This is a genomic window from Myxococcus llanfairpwllgwyngyllgogerychwyrndrobwllllantysiliogogogochensis (assembly GCF_006636215.1).
In the GTDB taxonomy this organism is placed as follows: Bacteria; Myxococcota; Myxococcia; order Myxococcales; family Myxococcaceae; genus Myxococcus; species Myxococcus llanfairpwllgwyngyllgogerychwyrndrobwllllantysiliogogogochensis.
The window spans coordinates 1-7,988 of record NZ_VIFM01000390.1 but is presented as its reverse complement, the minus strand read 5'-3'; the positions used below and the strand labels follow the sequence as shown (position 1 = coordinate 7,988).

General features: G+C 70.8%; 10 protein-coding genes. 6 read left to right on the top strand and 4 right to left on the bottom strand.

Annotation, left to right across the window (positions count from 1 at the left end):
- The 3 genes from FJV41_RS46340 to FJV41_RS46330 all read left to right on the top strand — a co-directional run.
- A partial coding sequence (locus tag FJV41_RS46340) for a DUF1444 domain-containing protein (RefSeq protein WP_497812672.1) occupies positions 1–569 on the top strand: 569 nt, incomplete at its 5' end.
- A 110-nt stretch (positions 570–679) separates the two neighbouring features.
- Positions 680–1,057 carry a hypothetical protein gene (locus FJV41_RS46335; protein ID WP_141649035.1) on the top strand — a complete coding sequence of 126 codons (378 nt, stop codon included), beginning with the start codon at positions 680–682 and terminating at the stop codon, positions 1,055–1,057.
- Positions 1,058–1,092: 35 nt separating this feature from the next.
- On the top strand, positions 1,093–1,374 hold the full coding sequence (locus FJV41_RS46330) for a hypothetical protein (protein WP_141649034.1): 282 nt from the start codon (positions 1,093–1,095) through the stop codon (positions 1,372–1,374).
- Positions 1,375–1,391: 17 nt separating this feature from the next.
- On the opposite strand, the gene FJV41_RS46325 is transcribed toward FJV41_RS46330, so the two are convergent.
- A complete protein-coding gene (locus tag FJV41_RS46325) occupies positions 1,392–2,006 on the bottom strand; it encodes a DUF4230 domain-containing protein (protein ID WP_141649033.1) in 615 nt (204 codons plus the stop codon).
- Positions 2,007–2,090: 84 nt separating this feature from the next.
- On the opposite strand from FJV41_RS46325, the gene FJV41_RS46320 reads away from it, so the two are divergent.
- Entirely contained in the window at positions 2,091–2,693 is a 603-nt protein-coding gene (locus tag FJV41_RS46320; RefSeq protein WP_141649032.1) for a 2OG-Fe(II) oxygenase, read from the top strand.
- A gap of 7 nt (positions 2,694–2,700) precedes the next feature.
- Here FJV41_RS46320 and FJV41_RS46315 read toward each other — a convergent pair whose 3' ends face one another.
- The gene (locus FJV41_RS46315) at positions 2,701–3,258 is read right to left on the bottom strand and encodes a helix-turn-helix domain-containing protein (protein ID WP_141649036.1); all 558 of its coding nucleotides are present in this window, start codon (positions 3,256–3,258) and stop codon (positions 2,701–2,703) included.
- Positions 3,259–3,349: 91 nt separating this feature from the next.
- Here FJV41_RS46315 and FJV41_RS46310 point away from each other — a divergent pair, with 91 nt between their 5' ends.
- Both FJV41_RS46310 and FJV41_RS46305 read left to right on the top strand, forming a co-directional pair.
- Positions 3,350–4,078, top strand: coding sequence for an SDR family NAD(P)-dependent oxidoreductase (locus tag FJV41_RS46310; RefSeq protein WP_141649031.1), 729 nt, complete (start codon positions 3,350–3,352; stop codon positions 4,076–4,078).
- Positions 4,075–5,100, top strand: a complete 1,026-nt coding sequence (locus FJV41_RS46305; RefSeq protein ID WP_141649030.1) for an S-adenosylmethionine:tRNA ribosyltransferase-isomerase — start codon at positions 4,075–4,077, stop codon at positions 5,098–5,100. The genes FJV41_RS46310 and FJV41_RS46305 overlap by 4 nt, the downstream gene beginning before the upstream one ends.
- Before the next feature lie 4 nt (positions 5,101–5,104).
- On the opposite strand, the gene FJV41_RS46300 is transcribed toward FJV41_RS46305, so the two are convergent.
- Positions 5,105–6,325, bottom strand: a complete 1,221-nt coding sequence (locus FJV41_RS46300) for a zinc-dependent alcohol dehydrogenase (protein WP_141649029.1) — start codon at positions 6,323–6,325, stop codon at positions 5,105–5,107.
- A 155-nt stretch (positions 6,326–6,480) separates the two neighbouring features.
- A complete protein-coding gene (locus tag FJV41_RS46295) occupies positions 6,481–7,944 on the bottom strand; it encodes a Ppx/GppA phosphatase family protein (protein WP_246137845.1) in 1,464 nt (487 codons plus the stop codon).
- Between the last annotated feature and the right edge of the window lie 44 nt (positions 7,945–7,988).

Below are 7,988 nucleotides of genomic sequence, written 5' to 3'. Positions count from 1 at the left end.
ACTCGGGGCTGGGCGCGGAGGGGGCGTCGCTGGAGGCTCGGCTTCGTCCGGTGCTGCGTCCGGCGGACTTCGAGGCGAAGGCGGTGGGCGCGCTGCACCGCCAGGGGCCGGCGAGGCTGGAGGTCTTCTATGTGCTGGAGGACGCGGACTTCGTGCGCTACCTGCCCGAGTCCGCCCTGGGGCCGGCTGGGTTGACGCGGGAGGCGGTGGACGCGGCGGCGTGGCGGAACCTGGAGGCGCATCCGGCGCCCGTGCGGCCCGTCGTCATCGACCGGGGCGAGGTCCGTCTCGCGGAGAGCTTCTCTGGGCTGTGGGCGGTGGCCGCGGGAGACGGGCTCGACGGTGCGCGGTTGCTCACCGCGTCCCAGCGGCGCCTGCTGGCGGAGCAGGCGGGAGACGAGCCTCTCTATGGCTCCCTGGTGCGGCGTGAGATGGCGCTCGTGGCCCGAGTCTCCGACCCCTCGGCCTGGGAAGTGCTGGCGGACCTGGAGCCGACTCCGGAGGGAATCGCCGGCTTGTACTTCCTGTCGGACGAAGGGCTCACCCGGGACCAGGCTGCTGGGGACTGATACAGGTCGCTCTGGAGGTGGCCATGACCAGGGCAACAGTCCTGTCATACGAGGAATGGGCGCTCGGACCCCGCGCCAGGCATCCTGGATGGGATGCGGTCGAGAAGTTCATGTCGAGTGAGGCCTTCAGGAGGACTGCTTCGGGGGTGCTCATCTTCGACAGACCCACTGAGCGCGGCGAATTCGTCGTGTCGATGAGGGTGGCTGTTCCCCTGGGAGGGGATTCGGGGCGCGGCGACGTGGTCCAGGCGATGAGGCGAGACGCGCTCTCGGTCTTGCTCCTGGATGACGAGCTCGCGGTCCCGGAGCATTTCCCCGCCTACGACAGGGTCGCCATCGGGGCCCTCACGGACCCGGAACATCCGAACCTGTTTGGCGGGCATGTCGCGGGGCTCGCGAGCGCCGTGGCGTCATCCCGGTCCGCGCTCGTGATTTCACATGATGGCGACCCGGTCATCCTGCTCCATCATGGTGCGCCACCGGAGTGAAGGCTCCAACGGTGGGAAACGTAGGAGGCATACCCGTGTCAGCAGCCGAGTGGTCCGCCGCGGTAAAGGAGATGAGGAGGCTTTTTGACCATGACCCCACGGACAAGAAGAGCCTCAAGGAGTGGGTGGACGCGTCCATCGCGCTGTGCCTGCGACTTCGCACTGTTCCAGAGAGCTCCGATGTGGAGGAAATCGTCTGGCATTTCCTCTTCGACGCGGACATCCGGGTGAAGGCCCCCGAGTACGCCCAGGCCCAGCGCGAGGCGTTCGAGAGCTGGCTCCAGGACGCTGAACGCGCCTTGTTGTCAGAGCCGTGAACATCCGTGAGACCGGCTCACCCCGCCGTGCCGGTGGGCAGCCGGTCCACGAACACCACCTCGCGGTAGCCCAGCGTGAGGAGCAGCGCACGCAGGGCCCTTTCGGCGGAGTCCCGGGCGCGCTGCTGGAGTCTCGTGTCGGCGCGCACGTCGTGCTCGAAGGCCAGGCGCGCCTTCTCCAACAACTGCGCCGTCTGCGCGCTGTCCAGGTTGGAGTCGATGATTTCCGTCTCCCCGGGCCGCAGCGCCACGCGCACGTCGATGGGGGGCAGCACGACGTGGACCTTCGTGCCGGCGACGTGGAGGCTCGAAGGTCCCAGGCGCTGGAAGTCGAAGCCCAGATGCGCGTCCGCGAAGACGATGGCGCGGCCGTGCGGGTTCTGGAGGGTGTACGCCGCCCAGTTCACCACGTCCTTCCACAGCGCATCCGTGGCCTTGGGTTCGGGGGAAAACGTCACCTTCTTGTAGAGGGCGACGTCGAGCGTCTCCAGCCGCGCCACCTCGCGCATCTGCTGCACCACGGAGGCGGTGTCCGGCAGGGCGGGGGAGGTGGGCCTCAAGAGCCAGCCCGCGCCCAGGGCTCCGGCGACGATGCCCAGCAGGACCGCGAGGATTCGCGAGAGGTGCGCCATGGGCCCAGTGTATCTCCTTCCTCGCGGCACGCGTCTGGGGCACGGTGCGCGCGTGTGGGCGGCACGTTGCTGGAAGGAGCACGTGTGGAGCTGACCGATGTAGAGGTGGAGGCACTGGGGACGCGTGGCTATTTCACGCGCCCTGATTTCCTCGGGGATGTGGCCGCCCTCGCCGCGCGGGCTGAAGCGCTGGCGAGGGCTGAATCTGGAGTGCTGCATGCCGCGGGCATCCGCCGGGGCGCCGAGCGGACCCTGGACTCCCGCGTGAGAGGAGACCTCATCGGCTGGGTGGAGCCGGAAGCAGGAACAGGACTCGGCGTCCTGTGGGAACACTTCGCCAGGCTCGGTCAGGCGCTCTCGTCGGCGGCCTATCTCGGCCTGGGACGCTTCGACCTCCAGCTCGCCTGCTACCCCGGCGGCGGAGCGCGCTACGCGCGTCACTTCGACTCATTTCCCGGACAGTCCAACCGCCGCGCCACCGCCATCTGGTACGCCAACGAGGGCTGGGTGCCCGAGCACGGAGGCGTGTTGCGGCTGCATCCGGAGGGCTCGGCGCCGGTGGACGTGGCCCCCATGCTCGACACGCTCGTCGTCTTCCTGAGCGAGCGCATCGAGCACGAGGTGCTGCCCGCCCACGCCTCGCGCCTGGCCCTCACCGCCTGGTACTACGGCCGCGACGCGGGCTGAGCCGTCATCACAGCGGGGGCGCGAGCAGGACGACGGAGTAGCCGACCGCCGTGCGCGTCCCTGGATTCTCATACGAGTGCTTCTGGTCCCCCCGGAAGACGACGACGTCTCCGGGCTTGAGGACGAAGCGCTCACCGCTGGCGACGAGGGCCATCTCCCCGGACTCGCAGGCCAGGTATTCGCGGGTGCCGGGCGTGTGGGGCACGCCGGTGATGCGCACGCCGGAGGGCAGCTCCACGCGGTCGAACTCCATGCCGGGCAGCGGGTCCGGCAGCAGCTTGCGCAACTGCCCCGCACCTCGCATGCGCGTCGTCAGGCTGTCGCGCGGGTAGTGCCGCGCACTGGCCCGAGGCCTCGCCACCAGTTCCTCCAGCGACACCTGGAGCGCCGCCGCCACGCGGTGCAGCACCGACAGCGTGGGGTTGGCGGTGCCCGACTCGAGATTCGCCCACGTCGCCCGGGGCACCCCCGCGAGCTTGGAGAGCTGGGCCTGCGTGGCGCCCCGCGTCTCCCGCAGGGTCCGGATGTTGCGCGCCAGTCTGCTCGGCAGGTCCTCTTCGTCGATGGCCATGGGTTGGCAATCTGCCAAAGGATTGTCCGAGACGCCATTTCATCAACGCGACGGACGTATCCCTCCAGGCAAGGAGGACATTCCAATGACGCTGACCGGAAAAGCGGTCCTGGTGACGGGAGCGAGTCGGGGGCTGGGGCGGGCCCTCATGGAAGGGTTCGCGAGGCGAGGCGCGCGGGTGGTGGGCGTGGCCCGACACGCCCCGGAGATGGAGGCCGCCGCCGAGGCCCTGAGAGCCGAGGGGCTGGAGGCGCACGGCGTGGCCTACGACGTGGGGGACAAGGAGTCCATCTACCGGCTGGTGGGCGTGGCCACGTCGCTGGTGGGCCCGCTGGACGTGCTGGTGCACAACGCCAGCATCCTGGGCCCCACGCCGCTGCCCCTGCTGCTCGACACCGCGTGCGAGGACTTCCAGCACGTGCTGGAGGTCAACGTGGTGGGCCCCTTCCGGCTCACCAAGGCGGTGGTGGGCAACATGGTGGTGCGAGGGGGCGGGCTGGTGCTGAACATCAGCTCGGACGCGGCCCTCTCCGCGTATCCGCGCTGGGGCTCCTACAGCGTGTCCAAGGGCGCGCTGGAGCACCTGGGCCGCCTCTGGGCCGCGGAGCTGGAGGGCACGGGCGTGCGCTTCCTCAACGTGGACCCGGGGGAGATGGACACGCGCATGCACGCGGACGCCATGCCGGAGGCGGACCGCTCGACGCTGGCCCGGCCGGAGGACGTGGCGGCCCGCATCGTCGCGATGGTGGAGCGCCGCGCGGAGTCGCTGCCCTCGGGCTCCCGCCTGGTGGCGGAGAGTCTGGAGGCCGCATGAAGCCCGCGCGCTGGCCCGTGGACCATCCCGAGGAGGGACGGCTCCTGCACATCGAGCCCCGAGGACGCCGCTTCTCCGACGCCCGCGTGGCGGACCTGCCGTCGCTCCTGCGCGACGGAGACCTGCTGGTGGTGAACGACGCCGCCACGTTCCCCGCCTCGCTCCTGGGGCGCACGGCCTCGGGAGAGCGAGTCGAGCTGCGGCTGGTGTCGCGCGAGGAGGACGGCACCTGGACGGCTGTCCTCTTTGGCGCGGGAGACTGGCGCAAGCGCACCGAGGACCGTCCGCCGCCGCCCGTGCTGCCGGTGGGCACGCGCTTCACCGTCGTCGGGTTGCCGGTCCAGGTCGTCGAGGTGCTGCCGCCCTCGCCCCGCCTCCTGCGCGTGGCCTTCGACGAGGACGGCGCCGCGCTCTGGTCCGCGCTGTACCAGGGAGGCCGTCCCGTGCAGTACGCGTACACCGTGGCCCCGCTGTCGCTGTGGCACGTGCAGACGGGCTACGGCGCGCGGCCCTGGGCCACGGAGGCGCCCTCGGCGGGACTGCCCCTCACCTGGAACGTGCTGCTGGCCCTGCGTCGCCGGGGCGTGCGGCTGGCGTCGCTCACGCACGCGGCGGGGTTGTCATCCACCGGGGACGCGGTGCTGGACGCGGCGCTGCCCCGGCCCGAGCGCTCGGACATCCCCGTGGCCACGGTGGCGCAGGTGGAGGCGACCCGCGCGGCGGGAGGGCGGGTGGTGGCGGTAGGCACCACGGTGGTGCGGGCGTTGGAGGGTCGGGCGGCGATGAACGGCGGGCGACTGGTGGCGGGCGAAGCGGTGACGGACCTCCTGTTGGGGCCGGGCTTCGTGCCCCGCGTGGTGCACGGGCTCCTCACCGGCATGCACGAGCCGGGCAGCAGCCACCACGCGCTGCTCCAGGCCTTCGCGCCGTCACTGCTGTTGAAGGAGGCGGCCGCGCACGCGGAGGCGCGCGGCTACCTGGGGCACGAGTTCGGGGACTCGAGCCTGGTGCTGGACGCGTGAGGGCTCACTGGAGCTGATTGGGCTCCAGCTCCACCTTCACCCAGCCCGGCTTGCGCAGGTCGAAGTTGCGGTAGGCGTCCAGCGCGCCGCTCATGGGCTCCACGTGCGAGAGGATGGCGGTGGGGTCCACCTCTCCGGTGCGCACCAGCTCCAGCAGCCGGGGGATGTACTTGCGGTGGTTGCAGTTGCCCATCTTCAGCGTGAGGTTCTTGTTCATCGCCATGCCGATGGGGAACGTGCGCACCTGCTCCGGGTAGACGCCGATGATGGACAGCGTGCCCGCCTTGGCGAGCGCCTCCACCGCCCAGGACAGCACCTGCGCGGGCGCGTCGCCGGGCACCCAGTTGTCGCCGTCCGGCTTCGTCTTCGGCGCGGCCTCCTTCGCCTCGCGCTTGAGCTCCGCCTTCTGCGCGCTGGCCTGCTTCGCCGCGGGGCCCGCGTGCGCGTGCTCGGCGTCCACGCCCACCGCGTCGATGGCGCGGTCCACGCCGATGCCGTTGGTGAGGCGCAGGAGCGTCTTCACCGGGTCTTCCTGGTCGAAGTCGATGATTTCCGCGCCCTGGCTGCGCGCCAGCTCCAGCCGGTCCTCATGGCAGTCGATGGCGAAGACGCGGCCGGCGCCGAGCAGCTTCGCGCTGACGATGGCGAACAGCCCCACCGGCCCGCAGCCGAACACCGCCACGGTGTCGCCCGGTTTGATTTCCGCCAGCTCCGCTCCGAAGTAGCCGGTGGGGAAGATGTCGGAGACGAGGATGGCCTGCTCGTCGCTCACGCCCTCCGGAATCTTCACCAGCCCCGCGTGTGCGAAGGGGACGCGCACCTTCTCCGCCTGCATGCCGTGGAAGGGGCCCGTCTGCTCCGGCCCGCCGAAGAAGGCCGTGCCCGCGGAGGCGCCGTGGGGGTTCGCGTCGTTGCACTGCGAATGGTAGCCGGCGCGGCAGTAGACACAGTTGCCGCAGGCGATGGTGGAGGGGATGACGACGCGGTCGCCCACGTTGAAGTTGCGCACGTCGTCGCCGAGCGCCTCGATGTAGCCCACGCCCTCGTGCCCGAGAATGGTGCCCGGCTTCATCCCCGGCATCGTCCCGCGAATCATGTGCAGGTCCGTGCCACAGATGGCGCTCGCCGACAGCTTGACGATGGCATCCGTCGGCTTCTCGATGCGCGGCTCCGCCACGTCGTCGAGCCGGATGTCCCCAATCCCATGGAATACGACGGCCTTCATCGCGCGCTCCTTTCCCCTTGAGGGGCCCTTGCGTCCAAAGTCGAAGAGGCCCGTCTGGTGACGACGGACCCGTGGACCTTGAGCGTGGGCATCTGGAGCAACGCGGGCAGGGCGCGACGTCTCCTCTGCCGGCCAGCAGGCGGAGCGCCGGGCGGCTAGCGGCCGGCGGCCTGGTGGACGTGGAAGGAGAGCTTCTTGCCGAAGACGCGGCGGAAGGAGGCCACCTCGTGCTCCGCGTTCCACAGTTCCAGGTCCACCGGCTGGCGCGCGTGCAGGTGCAGGGCCACTCCGTCGCGGCCGTTGGTGGCCTTGAAGTCCTTGATGGGCTGGTGGTGGCTGTGGTCCAGCGAGTTGGCCACGCGCAGCAGGGTGGCGAGCTTGCGCACGGTGCGGGCCTCGGCGGGAGTCAGCCCCGCCATGCCCGAGTGGGCCAGCTCCGGAGGACTGCGCCGGTGGTAGCGGGCGACGCGGGCCACCAGCTCGCGCTCGCGGTCCGCGAGGCCGGGGAGGTCCGCGTGGCGGATGAGGTAGTACGTGTGCTTGTGGTGCCGCTCGTAGTTCACCGCGTGGCCGATGTCGTGGAGCAGCGCGGCGACTTCCAGGTACGGGCGCACCGACAGCGGCAGCTGGTGCAGGGCGGCCAGGTCGTCGAAGAGCGTCAGCGCGAGGCGTGACACCTGACGCGCGTGCTTCTCGTCGAAGAAGAAGCGCTGGCCCATGGCGATGGCGGCGTCCGCGAGGCTGTGGTCGTCGGGCTGGTGGTGGGCATCCTGTCGGTAGAGCAGGTCCACGAGGATGCCGTCGCGCAGGCCCCGGTTGACGACGCTGACGGACTCGATGCCCAGGTACTTCGCCACGCCCTCCAGGATGACGGCGCCGGAGACGATGATGTCCGCGCGCTTGGGGTCGAAGCGCTTGCGCCGCCGGTCCGCGGGCATCTGCGCCAGCGTCTCCACCGTCTGGGTGAGCTGGCGCACGGTGGCGTTGCCGCTGCTCTCGCTGGAGGCGAAGGACACCACGGCGTTGATGGTGCCGGACGAGCCGAGCGCCACCCGGGGCAGGAGCGGCAGCTTCTCCGGCAGCGTCTTGCCCAGCACCTCCTGGACGAACCCGCGCATGATGCGCAGCTGCTTCGTCGTCACGGTGCGCGACGCCTCGAAGACCTCGGTGAGCCGCACCGAGCCCAGCCCCAGGCTCCACAGGTTGTCGGGCTTCTCGCCCACGGCGGTGGCCACCTCGGTGCTGCCTCCGCCAATGTCGATGAGCAGCGAGCGCGTGCCGGGGGGCTTGCGGTGCAGCACGCCCAGGCAGATGAGGCGCGCCTCCTCCTTGCCGCTGACGACCTCCAGGTTGAGGCCGGACTCCTCGCGCACGCGCCGGACGATGTCCGGGCTGTTGCGGGCCTCGCGCAGGGCGCTGGTGGCCACCGCGCGCACCTGGGCCTTGTGGCGACGGCAGAGGGCGGAGTAGCGCCGGAGCGTGGACAAGAGCCGCTCCGCCGTGGCCTCCGGCATGGTGCCGGTGGCGAAGACGCCCTCACCGGGGCGGATGGGGTCTCGCTCCTGGTGGAGTGTCTCGAGCGCCCCGTCGGCGTCCGGCCGGGCGAGCTCCAGTCGCACGGCGTTGGTCCCCACATCGATGGCTGCGAGGACTGTCTCTTATA

What these genes read in the sequence shown, in the direction of transcription:
- FJV41_RS46335 (WP_141649035.1), top strand. Translation starts at nt 680, where the DNA reads ATGTCGAGTGAGGCCTTCAGGAGGACTGCTTCGGGGGTGCTCATCTTC.
- FJV41_RS46325 (WP_141649033.1), bottom strand. Translation starts at nt 2,006, where the DNA reads ATGGCGCACCTCTCGCGAATCCTCGCGGTCCTGCTGGGCATCGTCGCC.
- FJV41_RS46310 (WP_141649031.1), top strand. Translation starts at nt 3,350, where the DNA reads ATGACGCTGACCGGAAAAGCGGTCCTGGTGACGGGAGCGAGTCGGGGG.
- FJV41_RS46305 (WP_141649030.1), top strand. Translation starts at nt 4,075, where the DNA reads ATGAAGCCCGCGCGCTGGCCCGTGGACCATCCCGAGGAGGGACGGCTC.
- FJV41_RS46300 (WP_141649029.1), bottom strand. Translation starts at nt 6,325, where the DNA reads ATGAAGGCCGTCGTATTCCATGGGATTGGGGACATCCGGCTCGACGAC.